The sequence below is a fragment of the Streptomyces sp. SUK 48 genome (assembly GCF_009650765.1).
GTDB lineage: Bacteria > Actinomycetota > Actinomycetes > Streptomycetales > Streptomycetaceae > Streptomyces.
Map to the genome: position 1 here is coordinate 5,024,394 of NZ_CP045740.1, position 23,725 is coordinate 5,048,118.

A 23,725-nucleotide genomic window follows, 5' to 3' on the forward strand; every position below is an offset into this window, starting at 1 on the left:
CGCCGGCCCCAGTGCACTCGGACTCGTTGATGGGTTCGGGGTGATGGGTGGCTGGTCGTTGTTTGAGAACTGCACAGTGGACGCGAGCATCTGTGGCCAAGTTTTTAAGGGCGCACGGTGGATGCCTTGGCACCAGGAACCGATGAAGGACGTGGGAGGCCACGATAGTCCCCGGGGAGCCGTCAACCAGGCTTTGATCCGGGGGTTTCCGAATGGGGAAACCCGGCAGTCGTCATGGGCTGTCACCCTTGCCTGAACACATAGGGCAAGTGGAGGGAACGAGGGGAAGTGAAACATCTCAGTACCCTCAGGAAGAGAAAACAACCGTGATTCCGGGAGTAGTGGCGAGCGAAACCGGATGAGGCCAAACCGTATGCGTGTGAGACCCGGCAGGGGTTGCGTGTGCGGGGTTGTGGGATCTCTCTTCTACGGTCTGCCGGCCGTAGGGCGAGTCAGAAACCGTTGATGTAGACGAAGGACATGCGAAAGGTCCGGCGTAGAGGGTAAGACCCCCGTAGTCGAAATGTCAGCGGCTTGCTTGAGAGACACCCAAGTAGCACGGGGCCCGAGAAATCCCGTGTGAATCTGGCGGGACCACCCGCTAAGCCTAAATATTCCCTGGTGACCGATAGCGGATAGTACCGTGAGGGAATGGTGAAAAGTACCCCGGGAGGGGAGTGAAATAGTACCTGAAACCGTGTGCCTACAAGCCGTGGGAGCGTCGGAATGTGCTTGCACATTCTCGTGACTGCGTGCCTTTTGAAGAATGAGCCTGCGAGTTTGCGGTGTGTTGCGAGGTTAACCCGCGTGGGGAAGCCGTAGCGAAAGCGAGTCCGAACAGGGCGTTTCAGTAGCACGCTCAAGACCCGAAGCGGAGTGATCTAGCCATGGGCAGGTTGAAGCGGAGGTAAGACTTCGTGGAGGACCGAACCCACCAGGGTTGAAAACCTGGGGGATGACCTGTGGTTAGGGGTGAAAGGCCAATCAAACTCCGTGATAGCTGGTTCTCCCCGAAATGCATTTAGGTGCAGCGTCGTGTGTTTCTTGCCGGAGGTAGAGCACTGGATAGGCGATGGGCCCTACCGGGTTACTGACCTTAGCCAAACTCCGAATGCCGGTAAGTGAGAGCGCGGCAGTGAGACTGTGGGGGATAAGCTCCATGGTCGAGAGGGAAACAGCCCAGAGCATCGACTAAGGCCCCTAAGCGTACGCTAAGTGGGAAAGGATGTGGAGTCGCACAGACAACCAGGAGGTTGGCTTAGAAGCAGCCACCCTTGAAAGAGTGCGTAATAGCTCACTGGTCTAGTGATTCCGCGCCGACAATGTAGCGGGGCTCAAGCGTACCGCCGAAGTCGTGTCATTGCAGCATATAGCCCCAACGGGTGCTGTGATGGGTAGGGGAGCGTCGTCTGCCGGGTGAAGCAGCACCGGAAGGTAGTTGTGGACGGTTGACGAGTGAGAATGCAGGCATGAGTAGCGATACACACGTGAGAAACGTGTGCGCCGATTGACTAAGGGTTCCTGGGTCAAGCTGATCTGCCCAGGGTAAGTCGGGACCTAAGGCGAGGCCGACAGGCGTAGTCGATGGATAACCGGTTGATATTCCGGTACCCGCTGTGAAGCGTCAAACATCGAGCATCGTGATGCTAAGGCCGTGAAGCCGCCCTGATCTCTTCGGAGTTGAGGGGAGTGGTGGAGCCGCCGGACCAAGCGGTTAGTAGGTGAGTGATGGGGTGACGCAGGAAGGTAGTCCATCCCGGGCGGTGGTTGTCCCGGGGTAAGGGTGTAGGACGGTGTGTAGGTAAATCCGCACATCATGTGTCTGAGACCTGATGCCGAGCCGATTGTGGTGAAGTGGATGATCCTATGCTGTCGAGAAAAGCCTCTAGCGAGTTTCATGGCGGCCCGTACCCTAAACCGACTCAGGTGGTCAGGTAGAGAATACCGAGGCGTTCGGGTGAACTATGGTTAAGGAACTCGGCAAAATGCCCCCGTAACTTCGGGAGAAGGGGGGCCACGCTCGGTGATGGGATTTACTCCCTGAGCTGGGGGTGGCCGCAGAGACCAGCGAGAAGCGACTGTTTACTAAAAACACAGGTCCGTGCGAAGCCGTAAGGCGATGTATACGGACTGACGCCTGCCCGGTGCTGGAACGTTAAGGGGACCGGTTAGCTCCATTTCGGTGGGGCGAAGCTGAGAACTTAAGCGCCAGTAAACGGCGGTGGTAACTATAACCATCCTAAGGTAGCGAAATTCCTTGTCGGGTAAGTTCCGACCTGCACGAATGGCGTAACGACTTCTCGACTGTCTCAACCATAGGCCCGGTGAAATTGCACTACGAGTAAAGATGCTCGTTTCGCGCAGCAGGACGGAAAGACCCCGGGACCTTTACTACAGTTTGATATTGGTGTTCGGTTCGGCTTGTGTAGGATAGCTGGGAGACTTTGAAGCTCATACGCCAGTGTGGGTGGAGTCGTCGTTGAAATACCAGTCTGGTCGTGCTGGATGTCTAACCTGGGTCCGTGATCCGGATCAGGGACAGTGTCTGATGGGTAGTTTAACTGGGGCGGTTGCCTCCTAAAGAGTAACGGAGGCGCCCAAAGGTTCCCTCAGCCTGGTTGGTAATCAGGTGTTGAGTGTAAGTGCACAAGGGAGCTTGACTGTGAGACCGACGGGTCGAGCAGGGACGAAAGTCGGGACTAGTGATCCGGCGGTGGCTTGTGGAAGCGCCGTCGCTCAACGGATAAAAGGTACCCCGGGGATAACAGGCTGATCTTCCCCAAGAGTCCATATCGACGGGATGGTTTGGCACCTCGATGTCGGCTCGTCGCATCCTGGGGCTGGAGTCGGTCCCAAGGGTTGGGCTGTTCGCCCATTAAAGCGGTACGCGAGCTGGGTTTAGAACGTCGTGAGACAGTTCGGTCCCTATCCGCTGTGCGCGTAGGAGTCTTGAGAAGGGCTGTCCCTAGTACGAGAGGACCGGGACGGACGAACCTCTGGTGTGCCAGTTGTCCTGCCAAGGGCATGGCTGGTTGGCTACGTTCGGGAGGGATAACCGCTGAAAGCATCTAAGCGGGAAGCCTGCTTCGAGATGAGGACTCCCACCCACTTGATGGGGTAAGGCTCCCAGTAGACGACTGGGTTGATAGGCCGGATCTGGAAGCCAGGTAACTGGTGGAGGTGACCGGTACTAATAGGCCGAGGGCTTGTCCTCAGTTGCTCGCGTCCACTGTGTTGGTTCTGAAACCACGAACAACCAAAGTGCCGGTTGTCAGTTTCATAGTGTTTCGGTGGTTATAGCGTTAGGGAAACGCCCGGTTACATTTCGAACCCGGAAGCTAAGCCTTTCAGCGCCGATGGTACTGCAGGGGGGACCCTGTGGGAGAGTAGGACGCCGCCGAACAATTTTTAGGGAGACCCCCGCACCATTGGTGCGGGGGTTTTCTGCGTTCAGGAGCGTTTTTTCAGGGTGGGAGCACCCCGAAGGGCGGCGAATCGGCGGCTACTACAGCCGACCCGCCGCCTTCAGAGCCAGGTACGCGTCCGCCAGAGCCGGTGCCAGATTGTCCGGAGTCGCGTCGACCACCGTGACGCCGTGCCGGCGCAACGTGTCCGCGGTGCGCTGACGTTCGTTCTGCGCCTGAGCCGCCGCCGCGGCCTCGTACACCGACTCCACGCTGCCCCGGGCCGTCGCCATCCGGGCGATGTACGGGTCGGCCACCGCGGCGACCAGGACCGTATGACGGTGCGTGAGCTGGGGGAGCACCGGGAGCAGCCCCTGCTCCACCGGTGCCGCGTCCAGCGTCGTGAGCAGGACGATCAGAGAACGCCGAGGGGCCGTGCGCAGGGCCATGGAGGTCAGGCCCCGGCTGTCGGTCTCCACGAGCTCCGGGTCGAGCGTGGCCATCGCGTCGACGAGGGAGGGCAGCAGCTCGTTGGCGGAGCGGCCCTGGACCAAGGCGCGTGCCCTGCGGTCGTAGGCGAGCAGATCCACGCGGTCGCCGGCCCGGGAGGCGAGCGCCGCGAGCAGCAGCGCCGCGTCCATGGCGGCGTCCAGCCGAGGGGCGTCGCCCACCCGGCCGGCCGAGGTGCGGCCGGTGTCCAGCACGAGAAGGATGTGGCGGTCGCGTTCGGGCCGCCAGGTGCGCACCGCGACCGTGCTCTGCCGGGCGGTGGCCCGCCAGTCGATCGAACGGGTGTCGTCGCCGGGGACGTACTCGCGAAGGCTGTCGAATTCCGTTCCCTCACCGCGCGTCAAAACGCTTGTACGACCGTCGAGTTCACGCAATCGAGCGAGTTTCGACGGAAGATGCTTTCGGCTCGTGAACGGGGGCAGAACCCGTACAGACCAGGGCACCCGATGGGCGCCCTGGCGGGAGAATAGCCCGAGGGGGCCGTAGGAGCGGATCGTCACACGGTCGGCCTGGCGGTCGCCCCGGCGGGTGGGACGCAGCCGGGTGGTGACCCGCCTGCGCTCACCTGGAGGCACGGTCAGCCGGTGCCGGGACGACTCGACCTCCGTCCCGGGCAGCCAGCTGCTGGGCGGCCAGCCGTCCCGGAGCTTCGCCCGCAGGACCCGGCGCGACGGGTTGGCGACCGTGAGCGTCACTTCGGCGCTCTCACCGAGCCGGGCGGTGGTGTCGCCCGAGCGGTTCAGGACCAGGCGTCGTACGGGCGCGGCCAGCGCGAAGTCACAGGCGCAGGCCAGGGCGAGCGGGCCGTTGACCGCGAGGATGCCCGTCCAGCCCGGCTCCAGAATGCCGACCGGGAGGGAGCCGAGCGCCGCGAGCAGGGCGGCGCGTCCGGTGAGCGCCATCAGCGGGGGACCGGGACGTGGGCGAGGACGGCGTTGATGACCGAGTCGGCCGTCACGCCCTCCATCTCCGCCTCCGGGCGCAGCTGGACGCGGTGGCGCAGGGTCGGCAGGGCGAGGGCCTTGACGTCGTCCGGGATGACATAGTCCCGGCCGGTCAGCCAGGCCCAGGCGCGAGCGGTGGACAGAAGGGCGGTGGCCCCACGGGGGGACACGCCCATGGTGAGGGAAGGGGATTCGCGGGTGGCACGGCAGATATCGACGACATAGGCCGTGATCTCGGGGGAGACGGTCGTCCCGGCGACCGCGGCGCGGGCCGCCTCCAGGTCGGCGGGGCCGGCGACGGGGCGTATGCCCGCGGCGCGCAGATCACGGGGGTCGAAGCCCGAGGCATGGCGGGTGAGGACGTCGATCTCGTTCTCACGGGAGGGCAGCGGGATCGTCAGCTTGAGCAGGAAGCGGTCCAGCTGGGCCTCGGGGAGGGGATAGGTGCCCTCGTACTCGACCGGGTTCTGTGTCGCGGCGACGAGGAACGGCTCGGGGAGCGGCCGGGGTGTGCCGTCGACCGTGACCTGACGTTCCTCCATGGCCTCCAGGAGGGAGGACTGGGTCTTGGGCGGGGTGCGGTTGATCTCGTCCGCGAGCAGGAGGTTGGTGAAGACCGGGCCGGCCTGGAAGGAGAACTCGGCGGAGCGGGTGTCGTAGACGAGTGAGCCGGTGATGTCGCTCGGCATCAGATCGGGGGTGAACTGGACGCGCTTGGTGTCGAGTTCGAGGGCGGACGCGAGGGCGCGCACGAGCAGCGTCTTGGCGACTCCGGGGACGCCTTCGAGCAGGACGTGCCCGCGGCACAGGAGGGCGACGACGAGGCCGGTCACGGCGGGGTCCTGGCCGACCACGGCTTTGGCGATCTCGGCGCGCAGGGACTCCAGGGAGGCGCGGGGGTCGCCCGCGATCTTGGTCAGCCCTGCGTTGTCGGTGGTCGGGTCCGTCATGAACGGCGTACCTCTCTTTCGAGGGCGTCGAGTTGGTCGGTGAGTGCGATGAGGGCCGTGTCGTCGCCGGGTGGTGGCCCGAACAGCAGGGGCCGCATGTCCCGTCCGTCGCCGGTGAGATGGGCGGACAGCGCGGGGAGCAGTGCTTCGGGCGTGTGCGCCTGGGCGACGGGCACCCCGACGAGCGGTGCGAGGCGGGTGCGGGCGGCGGAGCGCAGCGCGGCGGCGGCGCGGTCGCGGGCGGCGGCCTTGCGGTAGAGGCGGGCGCGGCCTTCGGCGGTCTCGGAGGCGCGGATCGCGACGGGGAGCCGTTCGGGCACCAGGGGTCCGAAGCGGCGTCCCCGCCAGAAGGCGGCCAGCACGGCCGCGATGAACAGCTGGAGGGTGGCCCAGGACCAGCCCGAGGGGATCAGGTCGAAGAAGCTCTTGTCGTCGCCGGCGGCGGGGGCGTCGGACAGCGAGGGGAGGTACCAGACCAGATGGGGGCGGGAGCCGAGGAGTTGCAGGGCGAGCGAGGCGTTGCCCCGCTGGTCGAGGCGGTCGTTGTAGAGGATGTCGGGCGCGCCGAGCACAACGGTGTCGCCTCCGGATGCGGCCGGGACGCGCAGCAGGGTGGCGAGCCGTGCGCTCGGGTAGCAGGAGTCGGCGTCGAGCCGGGTGGTGGTGTAGCGGACGCCGCCGGTGTCGGCGGTGCCCGCGCGCCGGGCCTCGGGCAGGGCGCAGGCGGGGGCCAGGGCGGAGCCGAGGCTGTCGGCGGGGTCGGCGCTGACTCCGGGGGCGAGCCGGCCGATGGACCAGCCGCTCGCCGCGACGAGGACGGTGCGGCCGCCGGAGTGGGCGGTCGCCCGGCGCAGTTCGCTCTGCTGGCCGTCGGTGAGCCGGTCGGGGACGGCGACCAGGAGGGTGGTGTCGGGGCCCGCGGCGGCGCGGGCGGCGCTCAGGGTGGTGACCACGCGCGTGGTGACCCCCCGGTCGGCCAGCAACTGGGCGACGGCGCGGCTGCCGTAGGGGTCGGCGGAGCGCGGGTCCAGTCGGCCGTGCCGCTCGGTGGACCGTACGGCGGCCATGGCGACGGCCGCGGCCAGCAGCAGTACGACGGCGAGGACGATGCCTCGGGTCCGGGTCCACACGGTGCGGGCCGTGGGCGCGGTGGAGGTGGCGGCGGTCGGTGCCGCGGCCTCGGTGGTCACTCGGCGGCCCCCCGGCTGCTGCTGTGGGCCGTTATGGCCGCGCTGTCGGCGTGGGCGGGCCTGGTGCGTTCCAGGTCGCGGTCGAGTTCGGCGAGCCGCTGGTACGACTCCTCGCTCGCGGCGCGTCCGCCGTATGTCACGTCGTCGAACTCCCGGGCGGCGGCGCGCAGTCGGCCGGTGTGCGCGGGCAGGGCGCGGCCGGCCTCGGCGGCGGCCTCGTCGGCGGTGCGACCCGGCCGGATGTCGAGCACGGTGCGCTCCTCCAGGGAGCGGACGACGGCGCGCATGCGTTCCTGGACGGCCTGGCTCCAGTGGCTCTGGGCCGCGTGCGCCTCGGCGGCCGCGCGGTGTTCGGCGGCGCTGCGCGGGCCGTCGTCGAACAGGACGGCGGCGGTGCGGGCCGGGCGGCGGCGCGGGGTGCCCAGGCGCCACCACAGGGCGGCCAGGACGGCGAGGACGAAGAGGATCACGACCAGGAGGCCGACCGCGCCGCCGGGGGTCGGTCCCGCGGCGCTGCCGAACAGGTCGTCGAGCCAGTTCCAGAACGCCTTCAGGGCGCGCTCGAACAGGCCGGGGTCGTTCTCGTGGTACATGCGCTTGGCCAGTTCGCGCCGGGCCGCCTCGCGGGCGGGGTCGCGCGGGACGGTCACCGGTGGTGTGTCACCGGGGCCGCCGGCCGCGAGGACGGACGTGCCCGAGGCGCGCAGTAAGCCGTGTACGACTGTGGCCACGGCGCCGGGCGAACCCGGCGCCGTGGACGATCCCCCCGTGAAGAGCACCCGGTCAGCTCCCGGGGACGGGCCCGGGGGCGGCGCCCGCGGGGGCCAAGGTGCCCTGGACACCGGCGGCGCGGGCCAGTTCGAGGTCGAGGCCCTCGCGCCGGATGCGCTGGTCGATGTAGAGGAACACGGTGACGCAGGCGGAGATCGGCAGGGTGATGGTGGTGCCGATCACCGCGCCGATGCCGACGATCAGCAGGAAGGTCCAGCCGACGTGTCCCCCGTTCTGGCCGAGCAGGCTGGACAGGCCGTCGTCGCTCGCGATCAGGGCGATGAGGGTGAAGGGGATCGAGATCACGACCCGGACGACGCCGACGATGAGCCCGGACAGGAGCTGGATGCCGAGGATGCGCCACCAGGAGCCGTGCACCAGCTTGGCGGAGCGGCGCAGGGAGTGCATGATGCCCTGCTTCTCCAGCATCAGCGCGGGCGCGGCCAGGGAGAAGCGCACCATCAGCCACATGGACACGACCCCGCCGGCGACGAAGCCGAGGAGCAGGAGCGCGGTTCCGGCGATCCGGCTGCCGGCGAGGAAGCCGATGACGCCGGGCACCGAGGCGACCAGCATGATGCCGACGCCGAGGAGACCGAGCAGGAGCATCTGGCCGAACAGCTTCAGCAGTTGCGGGCGGGCCTCCCGCCACGCCTCGCCCAGGGTGGCCGGCCTGCCGAGGACCGCGCGGCTGGTCACGCTCGTCAGCATCGCGGTGGCGATGAGGGTGCCGATCAGGGTGATCAGGCCCAGGGCGAAGGAGCTGAGGAACGACTCGCCCATGACCCGGAGCGCCTCGCCGGGCGGCATGGCCGGGTCGCCGAGGGACGTTCTCGCGGCGGTCCGGTTCAGGAAGTAGCCCTGGAGGAGGACCGCGATGACCTGCGTGACCACCGCGAGCGCAAGGGATATGCCGAGGACCGTGCGCCAGTAGGTGCGCAGGGTGGAGACGGCGCCGTCGAGGATCTCGCCGACGCCGAGCGGGCGCAGCGGGATGACGCCGGGCTTGGCCGCGGGCGGGGGACCGCCCCAGCCGCCGCCCCAGGCTCCGTATCCGCCGGGCAGCCCGTAGCCGGGGGCGCCGTAGCCAGGGGGACCTCCGTAGCCGCCGCCGGGCGTCCCGGGCCGGGGGCCGCCCCAGCCCGGGCCGGGCGGCGGGGTCTGGCCCGGGGCACCGGTGGGCGTGGACCACTGGCCGGGTGGCGGCTGCTGACCGGACCACTGCGCGCCTGGGGCCTGCGGCTGCGGCGCGGGTGCGCCGGAGCCGTTCGCGGGCTGGTCGGCGGTGTCGGACGCGCCGGGTTCCCGTCCCTCGGGCGTCGGGTCGGATCCGGGCGAGGCCCAGCCCGGAGTGTCTGTCATCGGAGCTCCTTCTCGGTGCCCGTCCGCGGTCGCGGCGGCAGGTTGGTGGCCATCGTGCCATGGCGTGGTCAAGCCGCGGCCGGGCGAGGTAGGGGCCGGATGTCTTCAGTTGGCCGTGGTGTCCGGGGCAGACTGACCGTATGGCTGATCATCAGGCACGAAGCGGCGGGGACGAACGGCCGTCCGGAATACCTGCGATCCGATGGGAGGAACCACCCGAAGGTCCCGTACTGGTCCTTCTCGATCAGACGAGGCTTCCTGCGGAGGAGGTCGAGCTGGTGTGCACGGACGCGTCGGCGCTGGTGGAGGCGATCCGCTCGCTCGCCGTGCGCGGGGCGCCTCTGCTCGGTATCGCGGGGGCGTACGGCGTCGCGCTCGCCGCCGCGCGGGGCTTCGACGTGCCCGAGGCGGCGCGCTCCATCGAGGAGGCCCGGCCCACCGCGGTGAACCTGTCCGTCGGTGTGCGCCGGGCCCGGGCCGCGCACGAGGCCGAACTGGCCCGCAGCGGCGACCCGGCCGCGGCGACCGCGGCCGCGCTGGCCGCGGCGAAGACGCTGCACCGGCAGGACGCCGAGGCCAGCGCCCGGATGGCGGCGCACGGCCTGACGCTGCTGGACGAGCTGCTGCCCGGCGGCGGGCACCGGCTCCTCACCCACTGCAACACCGGCGCGCTGGTCTCGGGCGGTGAGGGCACGGCCTTCGCGGTGGCGCTCGCGGCGCATCGCGTGGGGCGGCTGCGGCGGCTGTGGGTGGACGAGACGCGTCCGCTGCTCCAGGGCGCGCGCCTGACGGCGTACGAGGCGGCCCGCAACGGGATGGCGTACACCCTGCTCACCGACAACGCGGCGGGCTCGCTGTTCGCGGCGGGCGAGGTGGACGCGGTGCTGATCGGGGCGGACCGGATCGCGGCGGACGGCTCGGTGGCGAACAAGGTGGGCAGCTATCCGCTCGCCGTGCTCGCGCGCCACCACGGGGTGCCGTTCATCGTGGTGGCGCCGCTGACCACGATCGATCCGGACACCCCCGACGGCGCGTCCATCGAGGTCGAGCAGCGTCCCGGCTTCGAGGTGACCGAGGTGATGGCGCCGCAGGCGCAGATCACCGGGCCCGGCGGCGGGATCCCGGTGGCGCCGCTGGGGACGCAGGCGTACAACCCGGCGTTCGATGTGACGCCGCCCGAGCTGGTGACGGCCATCGTCACCGAGGAGGGCGTCGTCACGCCGGTGTCGGCCGACGCGCTCGCGGAGGTCTGCGAGCGGGCGCGCGAGGCGGCGACCGGCTGACCGGAGCGCGGCGCCGGACCCGGGTCCGGCGCCGCGGAGCGCCCCCTTGAGACGGCCGGGGCAGACAGTGACGGCTCCGTACGACTATCGTCACAGGCCAGTGAGCCTGCTCACCTGCACCTCTGTCGTCGTTACGAGAATGGGATGATGTCGTTTATGAAGGGACGAGTCCTTGTCGTCGACGACGACACCGCACTGGCCGAGATGCTCGGCATCGTGCTGCGTGGTGAAGGTTTTGAGCCGTCTTTCGTAGCCGACGGCGACAAGGCGCTGGCCGCGTTCCGTGAGAGCAAGCCCGATCTGGTGCTCCTCGACCTGATGCTGCCCGGACGGGACGGCATCGAGGTGTGCCGGCTGATCCGCGCCGAGTCCGGTGTGCCGATCGTGATGCTCACGGCCAAGAGCGACACCGTGGACGTCGTGGTCGGCCTGGAGTCGGGCGCGGACGACTACATCGTCAAGCCGTTCAAGCCGAAGGAACTGGTGGCCCGGATCCGGGCCCGGCTGCGGCGCTCCGAGGAGCCGGCGCCCGAGCAGCTGACCATCGGTGACCTGGTCATCGACGTGGCCGGGCACTCGGTGAAGCGGGACGGGCAGTCGATCGCGCTGACCCCGCTGGAGTTCGACCTGCTGGTCGCGCTCGCCCGCAAGCCCTGGCAGGTGTTCACCCGCGAGGTGCTGCTCGAACAGGTGTGGGGCTACCGCCACGCCGCCGACACCCGCCTGGTCAACGTGCATGTACAGCGGCTGCGCTCCAAGGTCGAGAAGGACCCGGAGCGGCCGGAGATCGTGGTGACCGTCCGTGGTGTCGGTTACAAGGCGGGACCGAGCTGACGTGTCCGAGGACAGTGTCGCTTCGGGATCCGGCCTGCCCGGGGAACGCCCGAAGCGGCCTGTCGGCCGGACGGCGGCGGGTACCCGCTTGAGGCGCCTCTTCGAGGGCGGACTGATGCAGGGCGGGGTGCAGGGCAGCCCGGTCCTGCGGCTCTTCCTGCGCTGGGTGCGCCGGCCGCTGCTGCCGGTGATGCGGCTGTGGCGGCGCAACATCCAGCTCAGGGTCGTCGCCACCACGCTGCTGATGTCGCTGGGCGTCGTCCTGCTGCTCGGCTTCGTCGTGATCGGGCAGGTGCGCAACGGACTCCTGGACGCCAAGGTGCGCGCCTCGCAGAGCCAGGCCACGGGCGGCTTCGCGGTGGCCAAGCAACGCGCCGACGAGGCGGCGGGCACCAACGGCACGGGCACCGGCACCACGCCCGGCACCGCCGACGGCAGCACGGACGGCACCGCGGGCGCGGACGGCCGGCCCACGCAGAACGTCATCCAGTGGATGAGCGACCTCGTGGAGTCGCTGTCCAGCGGCGGCGCGGGCGCCTTCGACGTGGTGACGCTGCCCGTCGGCGACGAGAGCGGCGGCGGCCGCAGCCCGCGCGGCTCCGGCAACGTCAACCCGACCTCCAGCGTCCCCACCGACCTGCGCCACCGGGTCAACAACGGCATGACGGCCGCCCAGAGCTACACCCGGATCGTCTACTCCAACGGCAAGGACTCGCAGCCCGCGCTGGTCATCGGCAAGCAGGTCAACGACCCGAACGGACGGCCGTACGAGCTGTACTACCTCTTCCCGCTCACGCAGGAGGAGAAGTCCCTCAGCCTGGTCAAGGGCACCCTGGCGACCGCCGGGCTGTTCGTCGTCGTCCTGCTGGGCGCCATCGCCTGGCTGGTGGTGCGGCAGGTCGTCACGCCGGTGCGGATGGCGGCCGGGATCGCCGAGCGGCTGTCCGCCGGCCGGCTCCAGGAACGCATGAAGGTCACCGGCGAGGACGACATCGCCCGGCTGGGCGAGGCGTTCAACAAGATGGCGCAGAACCTCCAGGGCAAGATCCAGCAGCTGGAGGACCTGTCGCGGATGCAGCGCCGGTTCGTCTCGGACGTCTCGCACGAGCTGCGCACCCCGCTGACGACGGTCCGGATGGCCGCCGATGTCATCCATGAGGCCCGCCAGGACTTCGACCCGGTGACCGCGCGCTCCGCCGAGCTGCTCGCCGACCAGCTGGACCGCTTCGAGTCGCTGCTCGCCGACCTGCTGGAGATCAGCCGCTTCGACGCGGGCGCGGCCGCCCTGGAGGCCGAGCCGATCGATCTCCGGGAGGTCGTACGGCGCGTGGTCGGCGGCGCCGAGCCGCTCGCCGAGCGCAAGGGCACCCGGATACGGGTCGTCGGCGACCTGCAGCCCGTGGTCGCCGAGGCCGACGCCCGGCGGGTGGAGCGGGTGCTGCGCAATCTCGTCGTCAACGCCGTCGAGCACGGTGAGGGCAAGGACGTCGTCGTCAGGCTGGCCTCCGCCGGCGGCGCGGTCGCCGTCGCGGTGCGCGACTACGGCGTCGGGCTCAAGCCGGGCGAGGCGACCCGTGTGTTCAGCCGTTTCTGGCGGGCCGACCCGGCCCGCGCCCGCACCACCGGGGGCACCGGCCTCGGACTGTCGATCGCCCTGGAGGACGCGCGACTGCACGGCGGCTGGCTCCAGGCATGGGGCGAGCCGGGCGGCGGTTCGCAGTTCCGGCTGACGCTGCCCAGGACCGCGGACGAGCCGCTGCGGGGCTCGCCGATACCGCTGGAGCCCAAGGACGCGCGCCGCAGGCGCCGCCCCGACGACTCCGGGGCGCCCCGCACGGAGAAGCGGGCGACCGTTCCGGCGCAGCAGAGCGGCGGCCATGCGCCCGCGCTGCCCCCGCGCGCCCCCGTCGCGCCCACCGCCGACCCGACCGCGCTGCCCGGCAACGGCAACGGCACGCGCGTGGTGCCCCGGCCCACGGGGCCCGTACGGCGCCCGGAGGAGCGGCCCGCCGCGGATCCGGGGGCGGACGCCGGGGCGGTACGACCGGAATCCGAGCGGCCTCGGACGGCGCGGCCGGAGGATTCGACCGAGCCAGGGGAGGCATTTCGTGGGCGCTGACCGCGAGGGGGGCGTCCGGCGAAAGCCGTGGCGCGCGGCGGCGTACACCGCCTTGGGGGTCGTTCTGCTGGCCGGGTGCGCCTCCATGCCCGACAGCGGTGATCTGCGGGACGTGGAGTCCACGCCCCGGCAGGACACCGGGGTACGGGTATTCGCCATGCCGCCCGCCGAGGACGCCAACCCGGGCGAGATCATGCAGGGCTTCCTGGAGGCGCTGACCAGCGACGACCCGTCGTACGACACGGCCCGCAAGTACCTGGGGGACGACGCCGCGCGCACCTGGCGGCCCGAGCTGTCGACCACGGTCCTCGCGAACGGGCCGAGCATCGAGACGGACTGCCGCGCGGGCAGCCGGGAGGCGGCCAACAGCATCACCTGTGTGCTGAGCGGCACCCGGGTGGCCACGGTCGACGAGCAGCAGGCGTACGAGCCCGCGGCCGGCACCTACCGCAAGAAGGTGCATCTGACCCGGGACGGCAAGTCCGGGCAGTGGCGCATCGACGAGCTGCCCGACGGCGTGGTCATGGGCAAGTCGGACTTCCAGCGCAACTACACGTCCGTCGACAAGTACTACTTCGCCTCCGGTACGTCGGTCGGGGCGGCCGGGGAGCCGGTGGCGGTCGCCGATCCGGTGTTCGTGCGCAGCAAGGTCGACGCGATGACGCAGATGGTCCGCTCGGTGCTGGGCCCGCCGTCCCGCTGGCTCGGCCCGGTGGTGCGGTCCAGTTTCCCGACCGGTACGGCCCTCCAGAAGGGCGTGTCCGGGCTGGCGCCGGACGACCAGAACCGGCTGACGGTGCCCCTGAACCTCAAGCAGTCGCACGTCTCCGCGTCCAGGTGCACCGAGATGGCCGCCCAGCTGCTGTTCACGCTGCGGAACCTGGCGCCGACCCTGGAGTCCGTCGAGTTGCAGGGCACCGGCGGCCGTCGGCTGTGCGATCTGACCGAGGAGCGCGCCGAGTCCGCCGCCTGGCACGGCTCGTCCAAGCGGCCCGAATACCTGTACTACGTCGACGGCAGGCACCGGCTGGTGCGGATGCCGACCGGGGGCACCGGCACCGGGTCCGTGCAGGTGCCGGGCGCGCTCGGCGAGGGCGACAAGACCCTCCGGTCGGTGGCCGTGTCGCGGGACGAGCGCAGCGTGGCGGCGGTCGACGACTACGGCACGACGCTGCGCGTGACCTCGCTGACCTCGGACGCCTCGCTCGGCGACGCGCTGGTCACCAGCAAGGGTCCGACGCCCGCCGACCGGCTGACCACACCCAGCTGGGACGCGCGCGGCGACCTGTGGGTGGCCGACCGCGATCCGCGGGCCACCGGTCTGTACGTCGTGGAGCACGGCTCCGCCAAGGCGGAGAAGGTCGCCGTCCCGGGCCTGCCCGGCCGGATCAAGGACGTCCGGGTGGCCGCCGACGGCGTACGGGTCGCGCTGGTCGTGGAGAAGGACGGCAAGCAGTCCCTGCAGATCGGCCGGATCGAGCACGGGGACCGGGCCGGAGAGGCGCCCTCGGTGGTCCAACTCCGTCCTGCCGCGCCCGACTTGGAGCAGGTCAGCGCCATGACCTGGGCCGGGGACAGCCAGCTGCTGGTGGTCGGCCAGGAGCAGGGCGGCGTGCAGCAGATGCGCTACGTCCAGGTCGACGGCGCCACCCTCGACGGTCCGGCGCCCGGCGCGCTGCCCGGGGTGAAGGCGATCGCCGCCTCCGAGGACGACCGGGTGCCGCTGGTGGCCTACTCGGACGACGGGATCGTCCGGCTGCCGACCGGGGCGCAGTGGCAGAAGATCGACAAGGACGGCACGGCACCGGTCTATCCGGGCTGAGCGGTCGATTCGGGCTGACGTCTGACCGGTCGGTCCCGTCTGAGCGGTCGGTCCCGTCTGAGCGGTCCGTCCGGGCTGAGCGGACCGGACGGAAGAGCCCGGCCGAGGACCCTTGCCAGAGCCCGGAGACGGCCTGTGCGGGTTATCCACAGGCCGTTGTCCACAGGGGTGGTGGGCCGGCTCCGGCCTTGGCACAGTGGTGGTCATGCGGGGGTGGTGGCGGGACCTCACCGACCTGGTGCTGCCGACCGACTGCGCGGGCTGTGGAGCACCTCGTACGACACTCTGCGCGCGCTGCCGGACCGCGCTGGCCGGGAGCGCTCCCCGGCGGGTGCGGCCGCGGCCGGAGCCGGCGGGGCTGCCGGCGGTGTACGCGTCGGCGCCGTACGCGGAGGCGGTGCGCGCGCTGCTTCTCGCGCACAAGGAGCGGGGCGCGCTGACGCTCACGGGAGCGCTGGGCGCGGCCTTGGCGGGGGCCGTGCGGGCGGGCCTCGACGCATCGGCCGGGACCGGGACTTCGGGGACCGTCGTGCTCGTGCCCGTGCCCTCCGCGCGCTGGGCCGTGCGGGCGCGGGGGCACGACCCGGTACGGCGCATGGCGCTCGCGGCGGCCGGGGAGCTGCGGCGCACCGGGACACCGGCCCGGGTGGCCGCGGTGCTGCGCCAGCGGAGGCCCGTGGCGGACCAGGCGGGGCTGGACGCGCGGCGGCGCCTGGCGAACCTGGCGGGCGCGCTGGAGGTGACGGCGGGCGGGGACCGGCTACTGGCCGGGGGCCGGGTCGTGCTGGTCGACGACCTCGTCACCACCGGCGCCAGTCTCGCGGAGGCGGCACGGGCGCTGCGAATCGGCGGGTCAAGAGCTGTGTACGAGAACGCAACTCGGGAAGTAAGGGAGGAACGAAGCACCGGAGGACCCGAGAAGGGGAAGTGGCGCAAGAGGAAGTGGGTGCATGGTGCAGCGAATAAGACGCCGGTGAACGCCGTCGGCTCACCGCCGTGCGCGGCTGTGATCGCCGCGCCCGTGGATTCTTTCGAAATGAACAGGAACTGACCGCCGACCTGCATCGTTGCAGGTAGTGACAGGGTTTATTCACCTGAACGGAGGTACGCGGCAGTAGAGGGTGACGACATCCGTCCGGGCGAGATATGTTCGGTTGTGAGGAAAGAGGCGCAGGCCACACCTCTCATATCCGAATGCCGTGACGCGGGTTTTACGCAATGACCCGCGCCAGTGGGGTGGAGATCTCGCCCTTGGGGGAGGAGGAGGTGGACGTCACCGAGTCCGAGGTCCGGTGCTCACCGGACCTGGTGCAAAAGGGAGATGCTCCGCCGAAGCGGCGGAGTGATCCGGGAACGGAGTTCTGCGTGGACATCGTCGTCAAAGGCCGCAAGACCGAGGTGCCCGAGCGGTTCCGCAAGCACGTGGCCGAGAAGCTGAAGCTGGAGAAGATCCAGAAGCTCGATGGCAAGGTGATCAGCCTCGACGTCGAGGTGTCCAAGGAGCCCAACCCTCGACAGGCCGACCGCTGCGACCGGGTGGAGATCACGCTCCGCTCCCGGGGCCCGGTGATCCGGGCGGAGGCAGCGGCGAGCGACCCGTACGCGGCACTCGACATGGCGGCGGAAAAGCTGGACGCGCGTCTGCGCAAGCAGCACGACAAGCGGTTCTCGCGCCGCGGCTCACGGCGGATCTCGGCGGCGGAGGTCCCCGACCACGTCCCGGGCGCGGCGACGCTCAACGGAAACGGCGTCCCGGTGGGGGAGGACGAGGCGGACGGAGTGCCGACCACGAAGATCGGCTCCCTCGAGGTCAAGGGCGAAGGCCCCCTCGTCGTCCGCGAGAAGACCCACGTCGCCTCCCCGATGAGCCTGGACCAGGCCCTCTACGAGATGGAACTGGTCGGCCATGACTTCTACTTGTTCGTCGACTCCGAGACGAAGGAGCCGAGCGTCGTCTACCGTCGCCACGCCTACGACTACGGCGTGATCCACCTCAACACGGACCCGATGGTCGCCGAGGCGCAGCCCCCGGCGGCAGGGGGCACGCTGGGCGGCTGACCGCCCGGCTCGACGCCCGACCGGTGCCCCTGGAGCGCGTGTGCGCCCCCGGGGCACCAGTGTGCGACCACTTCGCGCCGCGCACGGCGCCTCGGTGCCGTTCCGGCATGAAATCATGGTCGCAAGGGCCCAACCGGTGGGCCGCTGCCTTGGGTTGGCGATGGCACGGGACCACACAGGCCACAGCCTTCAGGGGGAGGAACGATGGCGGACACCTTCGGACCGATGCGGAGCGAGGAGGCCGAAGACACCGACGACGGTGTGCTCGGCAGGTGCTCCGACGGGGGCTCTTCGCGGGATGAACCGATCAGAGTCCTGGTGGTGGACGACCATGCCCTCTTCAGACGCGGCCTGGAGATCGTGCTCGCGGCCGAGGAGGACATCCAGGTCGTCGGCGAGGCCGGCGACGGCGCCGAGGCCGTGGACAAGGCCGCCGATCTGCTGCCGGACATCATCCTGATGGACGTCCGGATGCCCCGGCGCGGGGGGATCGAGGCGTGCACCTCCATCAAGGAGGTCGCCCCCAGCGCGAAGATCATCATGCTGACGATCAGCGACGAGGAGGCCGACCTCTACGACGCGATCAAGGCGGGCGCCACCGGATATCTGCTCAAGGAGATCTCCACCGACGAGGTGGCCACCGCCATTCGCGCGGTCGCCGACGGGCAGTCGCAGATCAGCCCGTCCATGGCGTCGAAACTCCTCACCGAGTTCAAGTCGATGATCCAGCGCACCGACGAGCGCCGGCTGGTGCCCGCGCCCCGGCTGACCGACCGTGAACTGGAAGTCCTCAAACTCGTCGCCACGGGGATGAACAACCGGGACATCGCCAAGGAGTTGTTCATCTCCGAGAACACCGTGAAGAACCACGTCCGCAACATCCTGGAGAAACTCCAGCTGCACTCCCGGATGGAAGCCGTGGTCTACGCGATGCGGGAGAAGATCCTGGAGATCCGCTAGCCGGTACCCGAGCCGAGCCTCAGCCGAGGGCGCGGGCGAGTTCCGTGGTGAGCGGCTCGCGCAGGGCGGGGTCGTCCACGCGCTCCACCCGGACGTTCGTGCAGTTCACCCAGGTGGCCGCCTCCAGCAGGGCCTGGGCGAGGGCGGGGACCACCTTGGGGCCGTCCAGGGTGACCTGCCGGGCCACCAGGGTGCGGCCCTCGCGGGCCGGGTCGACGCGCCCGACGAGGCGGCCGCCCGCGAGCACCGGCATGGCGAAGTAGCCGTACACCCGCTTGGGCTTGGGGGTGTACGCCTCCAGGCGGTGGGTGAAGCCGAAGATCCGTTCGGTGCGCGCCCGTTCCCAGATCAGCGAGTCGAAGGGCGAGAGCAGGGTGGTGCGGTGGCGGCCGCGCGGCGGGGTCGCCAGGGCCGCCGGGTCCGCCCACGCCGGTTTGCCCCAGCCCTCGACCTCGACCGGCACCAGACCCGAGTCCGCGAGCACCGCGTCCACCTGCTCGCCCTTCAGCCGGTGGTAGTCGGCGATGTCCGCACGCGTGCCCACCCCCAGGGACTCGCCGGCCAGCCGGACCAGGCGGCGCAGGCATTCGGCGTCGTCCAGCTCGTCGTGCAGCAGCGCGGCGGGGACGGCGCGCTCGGCGAGGTCGTACACCCGCTTCCAGCCGCGGCGCTCGACGCACACCACCTCGCCGTACATCAGCGCCCGCTCGACCGCGACCTTGGTGCCCGACCAGTCCCACCACTCGCTGGTGCGCTTCGCGCCGCCCAGTTCGGTCGCGGTCAGCGGGCCCTCGGCGCGCAGCTGCTTGACGACCTGTTCGTAGACCCCGTCCGGGAGTTCGTGGTTCCAGTGGGGGCGGTTGCGGTAGGCGCGGCGGCGGAAGGCGAAGTGCGGCCACTCCTCGACGGGCAGCAGGCAGGCGGCGTGCGACCAGTACTCGAAGGCGTGCGTGTCCTTCCAGTAGGCGTCCTCCACCGTGGTGCGGCCGACGGCGCCGAGGCGGGCGTACGGCACCAGTTCGTGCGAGCGAGCGAGGACCGAGATGGTGTCGAGCTGGACCGCGCCGAGATGGCGCAGCACCCCGCGCACCCCGGCCCGCCGGTCGGGCGCGCCGAGCAGGCCCTGGGCCCGCAGGGCGATACGGCGGGCGTCGTCCGCGGTGAGCGTGATGGTCGGGCGCGGCAGGGTCGTCATGCCTCTGGACGATAGTTGGCGGCACTGACAACCCGTCCCGAGGTGCGGTCTACCGAGCCGGGCCGGGCAGGTAGGGGGCGGCGGACGGCAGCCCGAGGTCCGAGGGGAGCAGGGAGGCGATCCAGCAGTCCCGGCGCACCCCCTTGTTGTTGATGGCCGAGCGCAGGGTGCCCTCCAGGGTGAAGCCCGCGCGTTCGGCGACCCCGCGCGAGCCGTGGTTGCCGACCTCGGCGCGCCACTCGACCCGGTCGACGCCCAGGTCGGTGAAGATCCAGCGGCAGGCGGCGAGCACGCCCTGGGTGACATGGCCGAGGCCGCGGTGCTCCTTGGCGGCCCAGAAACCGACCTCCGCCACCGCCGGGGCGCGCATGGTCAGGCTGAGCATGCCGGCCAGCTCCCCGCCGGCGAGGAAGATCCCCCAGGTGAACATCGAACCGTGCGCCCAGCCGCCCGGGACCATCTCCTCCGTGAAGCCGCGCGCGTGCTCGGGCAGGTACGGGGAGGGGATCGTGGTCCAGCGCTGGATGTCGGGGTCCTGGGCGGCCTCGTACACGGCCTCGGTGTCGGCCGGTCCGACGGCGCGCAGACGGAGACGACCGGTGGTGAGCGTGACGGGTTCCATCGGGCGATTCTGCTCGTACCGCCCGGCGGGGGCCATCGATTTCCCCGATCCGTGAGCGCGCGATCACATTTCGCATAAATCCCTGCGCCGATGCGGCACTATCCGCGTATTCCGTCCGTTGTCCCTGTGAAGCAGCGGCCGGGACACCAGGCACTCCCGGCGCGGCGGGGTCCTCGCATACGATGGCCGTTGCTCAGTACGTCACATGGAAACCCGACCGTCCCAGGCCCGACCGGCAAGGAGACCAGCCCCCGTGTCCGTCCTCTCGAAGATCATGCGTGCAGGCGAAGGCAAGATCCTGCGCAAGCTGCACCGCATCGCGGACCAGGTCAACTCCATCGAAGAGGACTTCGTCGACCTCTCCGACGCCGAGCTGCGGGCCCTCACCGAGGAGTACAAGCAGCGGTACGCCGATGGTGAGAGCCTGGACGACCTGCTCCCCGAGGCGTTCGCCACCGTCCGCGAGGCCGCCAAGCGCGTCCTCGGCCAGCGTCACTACGACGTGCAGATGATGGGCGGCGCCGCGCTCCACCTCGGCTATGTGGCCGAGATGAAGACCGGCGAGGGCAAGACCCTCGTCGGCACCCTGCCCGCGTACCTGAACGCGCTGTCCGGCGACGGCGTCCACATCGTCACGGTCAACGACTACCTGGCCGAGCGCGACTCCGAGATGATGGGCCGCGTCCACAAGTTCCTGGGCCTCGACGTCGGCGTGATCCTCGCCAACATGACGCCGGCCCAGCGCCGCGAGCAGTACGGCTGCGACATCACCTACGGCACCAACAACGAGTTCGGCTTCGACTACCTGCGCGACAACATGGCGTGGTCGCAGGACGAACTGGTGCAGCGCGGCCACAACTTCGCCATCGTGGACGAGGTCGACTCCATCCTCGTGGACGAGGCCCGTACGCCGCTGATCATCTCCGGCCCGGCCGACCAGGCCACCAAGTGGTACGGCGACTTCGCCAAGCTCGTCCTGCGCCTGAAGAAGGGCGAGGCCGGAAACCCGCTCAAGGGCGTCGAGGAAACCGGCGACTACGACGTGGACGAGAAGAAGCGCACGGTCGCCATCCACGAGTCCGGTGTCAGCAAGGTCGAGGACTGGCTGGGCATCGACAACCTGTACGAGTCGGTGAACACCCCGCTCGTCGGTTACCTGAACAACGCCATCAAGGCGAAGGAACTGTTCAAGAAGGACAAGGACTACGTCGTCATCGACGGCGAGGTCATGATCGTCGACGAGCACACCGGCCGTATCCTCGCCGGCCGCCGCTACAACGAGGGCATGCACCAGGCGATCGAGGCGAAGGAAGGGGTGGACATCAAGGACGAGAACCAGACCCTGGCCACCATCACCCTCCAGAACTTCTTCCGCCTCTACGGCAAGCTCTCCGGCATGACCGGTACGGCGATGACCGAGGCCGCCGAGTTCCACCAGATCTACAAGCTCGGCGTGGTCCCCATCCCGACCAACAAGCCGATGGTGCGCAAGGACCAGTCGGACCTGATCTACCGCACCGAGGTGGCCAAGTTCGAGGCGGTTGTCGACGACATCGCCGAGAAGCACGAGAAGGGCCAGCCGATCCTCGTCGGCACCACCTCGGTCGAGAAGTCCGAGTACCTCTCGCAGCAGCTCAGCAAGCGCGGCATCCAGCACGAGGTGCTGAACGCCAAGCACCACGAGCGTGAGGCGTCGATCGTCGCCCAGGCCGGCCGCAGGGGCGCCGTGACGGTCGCCACCAACATGGCCGGCCGCGGTACGGACATCAAGCTCGGCGGCAACCCCGAGGACCTCGCCGAGGCGGAGCTGCGCCAGCGCGGCCTCGACCCCGAGGAGCACATCGAGGAGTGGGCCGGGGCGCTGCCCGCCGCCCTGGAGAAGGCCGAGCAGGCCGTCAAGGCGGAGAAGGACGAGGTCGAGGACCTCGGCGGCCTGTACGTGCTGGGCACCGAGCGGCACGAGTCGCGCCGCATCGACAACCAGCTGCGCGGTCGTTCCGGCCGCCAGGGCGACCCGGGCGAGTCCCGCTTCTACCTCTCCCTCGGCGACGACCTGATGCGCCTGTTCAAGGCCCAGATGGTCGAGCGCGTGATGTCCATGGCGAACGTGCCGGACGACGTGCCGATCGAGAACAAGATGGTCACCCGCGCGATCGCCTCCGCGCAGTCGCAGGTCGAGCAGCAGAACTTCGAGACGCGTAAGAACGTCCTGAAGTACGACGAGGTGCTCAACCGCCAGCGCGAGGTCATCTACGGCGAGCGCCGGCGCGTGCTGGAGGGCGAGGACCTGCACGAGCAGATCCAGCACTTCATGGACGACACGATCGACGCCTATGTCGCCGCGGAGACCGCCGAGGGCTTCCCCGAGGACTGGGACCTGGAGCGGCTGTGGGGCGCCTTCAGGCAGCTCTACCCGGTGAAGGTCACCGTGGAGGAGCTGGAGGAGGCGGCCGGTGACCGTGCCGGCCTGACCGCCGAGTTCATCTCGGAGTCCATCAAGGAGGACATCCACGCGCAGTACGAGACCCGTGAGGGTCAGCTCGGCTCCGAGATCATGCGTGAGCTGGAGCGGCGGGTCGTGCTGTCGGTCCTCGACCGCAAGTGGCGCGAGCACCTCTACGAGATGGACTACCTCCAGGAGGGCATCGGCCTGCGCGCGATGGCGCAGAAGGACCCGCTGGTCGAGTACCAGCGCGAGGGCTTCGACATGTTCACCGCGATGATGGAGGGCATCAAGGAGGAGTCCGTCGGCTACCTGTTCAACCTGGAGGTCCAGGTCGAGCAGCAGGTCGAGGAGGTGCCGGTCGAGGAGGCCGCGGCGGCCGGCGAGGGTGCCGAGGACGCGGTGCCGGCGCAGGCGGGCGCGGGGCGTCCGGAGATCCGTGCCAAGGGGCTCGACGTCCCGCAGCGCCGGGACCTGCACTTCTCCGCGCCGACGGTGGACGGCGAGGGCGGCATCGTCGAGCGCGACCTGGAGGACGACGGGCCGGTGCGGTCCGAGTCGGACGGGCTGACGCGGGCGGAGCGGCGCAAGCAGGCGAAGGGCGGGCGGCGTCGCAAGAAGTGACGCGCACTCCCTGAGGGGGGCCGGGTTCCTGTGGAGCCCGGCCCCCCTTCGCGTTGCGCGGTCGGGACGGCCCGGTCAGGACGCCGGACGCGAACCCGTCTCCACCGCGGTGCAGCGCCAGCGCAGGTCCGCGCCCAGTTCGAGACGGAAGGCCAGGGCCCGGAGCCGGCTGCCCGCGGCGATGCGGGCGAAGACCTCCAGCGCGCCCTCACCGGCGACGTAGTAGCCGATGTCGCGGACGACCGGGCGGGTGCCCCGGGTGCGCAGGGGACCGGCGGCGGCGAGGCGGGCCAGGTCGTCGTAGGCGCGGCCCGCGGTGTGGCGGAGCATCCAGTGGACCGGGCGCTGACCGCTCAGGACGGCCACCAGACGGTCCGCGAAGAGGTCCGTGGGGCGAGTGGGCCGCGCGGGCGCCGGAGGGGCCGTACGGGGCGGCTGGGCCGCCGCCGGCGGTCCGGTGAGCGGTTGCGGGCGCGCCGCGCGGGCGGCCGTACGGCTGTCGGCGGACGCCCGGCGCGGGCCCGGGGCGGGTCGGCGGGTGTCGTGCCGGGTCGGCGGGCGGTGCCGGGGGCGGGGGTGAGGCAGAGGGGTGCGGCTCATGACCTTGTTCATGGGGGTCCCCGTTCGACGGCCC

The 23,725-nt window shown here is 70.1% G+C and carries 16 protein-coding genes and 2 rRNA genes; 10 read left to right on the plus strand and 8 right to left on the minus strand.

The genetic code is table 11. The annotated features are described in order from the left end of the window. Nucleotides 1-94 precede the first annotated feature (94 nt). Nucleotides 95-3,214: ribosomal RNA gene (locus GHR20_RS22040) — 23S ribosomal RNA — on the plus strand. 72 nt (nt 3,215-3,286) lie between these two features. Further along, nucleotides 3,287-3,403, plus strand: a 5S ribosomal RNA gene (gene rrf, locus GHR20_RS22045). Nucleotides 3,404-3,505: 102 nt separating this feature from the next. On the opposite strand, the gene GHR20_RS22050 is transcribed toward rrf, so the two are convergent. The 5 genes from GHR20_RS22050 to GHR20_RS22070 are packed head-to-tail and all read right to left on the minus strand — an operon-like array spanning nt 3,506 to nt 9,131. Further along, the gene (locus tag GHR20_RS22050) at nt 3,506-4,816 is read right to left on the minus strand and encodes a DUF58 domain-containing protein (protein ID WP_153814149.1); all 1,311 of its coding nucleotides are present in this window, start codon (nt 4,814-4,816) and stop codon (nt 3,506-3,508) included. Beyond that, nucleotides 4,816-5,808 carry a MoxR family ATPase gene (locus tag GHR20_RS22055; protein ID WP_153814150.1) on the minus strand — a complete coding sequence of 331 codons (993 nt, stop codon included), beginning with the start codon at nt 5,806-5,808 and terminating at the stop codon, nt 4,816-4,818. Before GHR20_RS22055 ends, GHR20_RS22050 begins: the two co-directional genes overlap by 1 nt. Beyond that, nucleotides 5,805-6,998, minus strand: a complete 1,194-nt coding sequence (locus GHR20_RS22060; RefSeq protein ID WP_153814151.1) for a DUF4350 domain-containing protein — start codon at nt 6,996-6,998, stop codon at nt 5,805-5,807. Before GHR20_RS22060 ends, GHR20_RS22055 begins: the two co-directional genes overlap by 4 nt. Further along, nucleotides 6,995-7,729 (minus strand): DUF4129 domain-containing protein, encoded by a 735-nt coding sequence (locus GHR20_RS22065; RefSeq protein ID WP_153814152.1) that lies wholly within the window; start codon nt 7,727-7,729, stop codon nt 6,995-6,997. Before GHR20_RS22065 ends, GHR20_RS22060 begins: the two co-directional genes overlap by 4 nt. Before the next feature lie 52 nt (nt 7,730-7,781). Then, nucleotides 7,782-9,131: a hypothetical protein gene (locus GHR20_RS22070; RefSeq protein ID WP_153814153.1), complete on the minus strand. Its 1,350-nt coding sequence runs from the start codon at nt 9,129-9,131 to the stop codon at nt 7,782-7,784. A gap of 140 nt (nt 9,132-9,271) precedes the next feature. On the opposite strand from GHR20_RS22070, the gene mtnA reads away from it, so the two are divergent. The 7 genes from mtnA to GHR20_RS22105 all read left to right on the plus strand — a co-directional run bounded on the left by mtnA (nt 9,272) and on the right by GHR20_RS22105 (nt 18,207). Next, nucleotides 9,272-10,414 (plus strand): S-methyl-5-thioribose-1-phosphate isomerase, encoded by a 1,143-nt coding sequence (gene mtnA / locus GHR20_RS22075; protein ID WP_153814154.1) that lies wholly within the window; start codon nt 9,272-9,274, stop codon nt 10,412-10,414. A 144-nt stretch (nt 10,415-10,558) separates the two neighbouring features. Continuing rightward, the gene (mtrA, locus tag GHR20_RS22080) at nt 10,559-11,248 is read left to right on the plus strand and encodes a two-component system response regulator MtrA (protein WP_187279108.1); all 690 of its coding nucleotides are present in this window, start codon (nt 10,559-10,561) and stop codon (nt 11,246-11,248) included. A gap of 1 nt (nt 11,249) precedes the next feature. Beyond that, nucleotides 11,250-13,367 (plus strand): MtrAB system histidine kinase MtrB, encoded by a 2,118-nt coding sequence (gene mtrB / locus GHR20_RS22085; RefSeq protein WP_194858955.1) that lies wholly within the window; start codon nt 11,250-11,252, stop codon nt 13,365-13,367. After that, nucleotides 13,357-15,189, plus strand: coding sequence for an LpqB family beta-propeller domain-containing protein (locus tag GHR20_RS22090; protein WP_187279110.1), 1,833 nt, complete (start codon nt 13,357-13,359; stop codon nt 15,187-15,189). The genes mtrB and GHR20_RS22090 overlap by 11 nt, the downstream gene beginning before the upstream one ends. A 205-nt stretch (nt 15,190-15,394) precedes the next feature. Further along, nucleotides 15,395-16,240, plus strand: coding sequence for a ComF family protein (locus tag GHR20_RS22095; RefSeq protein ID WP_153814155.1), 846 nt, complete (start codon nt 15,395-15,397; stop codon nt 16,238-16,240). A gap of 314 nt (nt 16,241-16,554) precedes the next feature. Then, nucleotides 16,555-17,247, plus strand: coding sequence for a ribosome-associated translation inhibitor RaiA (gene raiA / locus GHR20_RS22100; protein ID WP_148024589.1), 693 nt, complete (start codon nt 16,555-16,557; stop codon nt 17,245-17,247). 204 nt (nt 17,248-17,451) lie between these two features. Continuing rightward, entirely contained in the window at nt 17,452-18,207 is a 756-nt protein-coding gene (locus GHR20_RS22105; protein WP_148024590.1) for a response regulator transcription factor, read from the plus strand. Nucleotides 18,208-18,226: 19 nt separating this feature from the next. On the opposite strand, the gene GHR20_RS22110 is transcribed toward GHR20_RS22105, so the two are convergent. Together GHR20_RS22110 and GHR20_RS22115 are read right to left on the minus strand one after the other, a co-directional pair. Next, the gene (locus tag GHR20_RS22110) at nt 18,227-19,402 is read right to left on the minus strand and encodes a crosslink repair DNA glycosylase YcaQ family protein (RefSeq protein WP_153814156.1); all 1,176 of its coding nucleotides are present in this window, start codon (nt 19,400-19,402) and stop codon (nt 18,227-18,229) included. Between the two features lie 49 nt (nt 19,403-19,451). After that, nucleotides 19,452-20,024, minus strand: a complete 573-nt coding sequence (locus tag GHR20_RS22115; RefSeq protein ID WP_111584564.1) for a GNAT family N-acetyltransferase — start codon at nt 20,022-20,024, stop codon at nt 19,452-19,454. Between the two features lie 253 nt (nt 20,025-20,277). On the opposite strand from GHR20_RS22115, the gene secA reads away from it, so the two are divergent. Then, complete coding sequence (gene secA, locus GHR20_RS22120) at nt 20,278-23,091, plus strand: preprotein translocase subunit SecA (RefSeq protein ID WP_153814157.1); 2,814 nt, start codon at nt 20,278-20,280, stop codon at nt 23,089-23,091. A gap of 75 nt (nt 23,092-23,166) precedes the next feature. On the opposite strand, the gene GHR20_RS22125 is transcribed toward secA, so the two are convergent. Then, nucleotides 23,167-23,703, minus strand: coding sequence for an Rv3235 family protein (locus GHR20_RS22125; RefSeq protein WP_153814158.1), 537 nt, complete (start codon nt 23,701-23,703; stop codon nt 23,167-23,169). Nucleotides 23,704-23,725 lie beyond the last annotated feature (22 nt).

Coding starts and splice junctions, on each gene's coding strand:
- GHR20_RS22050 (WP_153814149.1), bottom strand. CDS start 4,816: ATGGCGCTCACCGGACGCGCCGCCCTGCTCGCGGCGCTCGGCTCCCTC.
- GHR20_RS22055 (WP_153814150.1), bottom strand. CDS start 5,808: ATGACGGACCCGACCACCGACAACGCAGGGCTGACCAAGATCGCGGGC.
- GHR20_RS22070 (WP_153814153.1), bottom strand. CDS start 9,131: ATGACAGACACTCCGGGCTGGGCCTCGCCCGGATCCGACCCGACGCCC.
- mtnA (WP_153814154.1), top strand. CDS start 9,272: ATGGCTGATCATCAGGCACGAAGCGGCGGGGACGAACGGCCGTCCGGA.
- mtrA (WP_187279108.1), top strand. CDS start 10,559: ATGATGTCGTTTATGAAGGGACGAGTCCTTGTCGTCGACGACGACACC.
- GHR20_RS22095 (WP_153814155.1), top strand. CDS start 15,395: ATGCGGGGGTGGTGGCGGGACCTCACCGACCTGGTGCTGCCGACCGAC.
- GHR20_RS22105 (WP_148024590.1), top strand. CDS start 17,452: ATGGCGGACACCTTCGGACCGATGCGGAGCGAGGAGGCCGAAGACACC.
- GHR20_RS22110 (WP_153814156.1), bottom strand. CDS start 19,402: ATGACGACCCTGCCGCGCCCGACCATCACGCTCACCGCGGACGACGCC.
- GHR20_RS22115 (WP_111584564.1), bottom strand. CDS start 20,024: ATGGAACCCGTCACGCTCACCACCGGTCGTCTCCGTCTGCGCGCCGTC.
- GHR20_RS22125 (WP_153814158.1), bottom strand. CDS start 23,703: ATGAACAAGGTCATGAGCCGCACCCCTCTGCCTCACCCCCGCCCCCGG.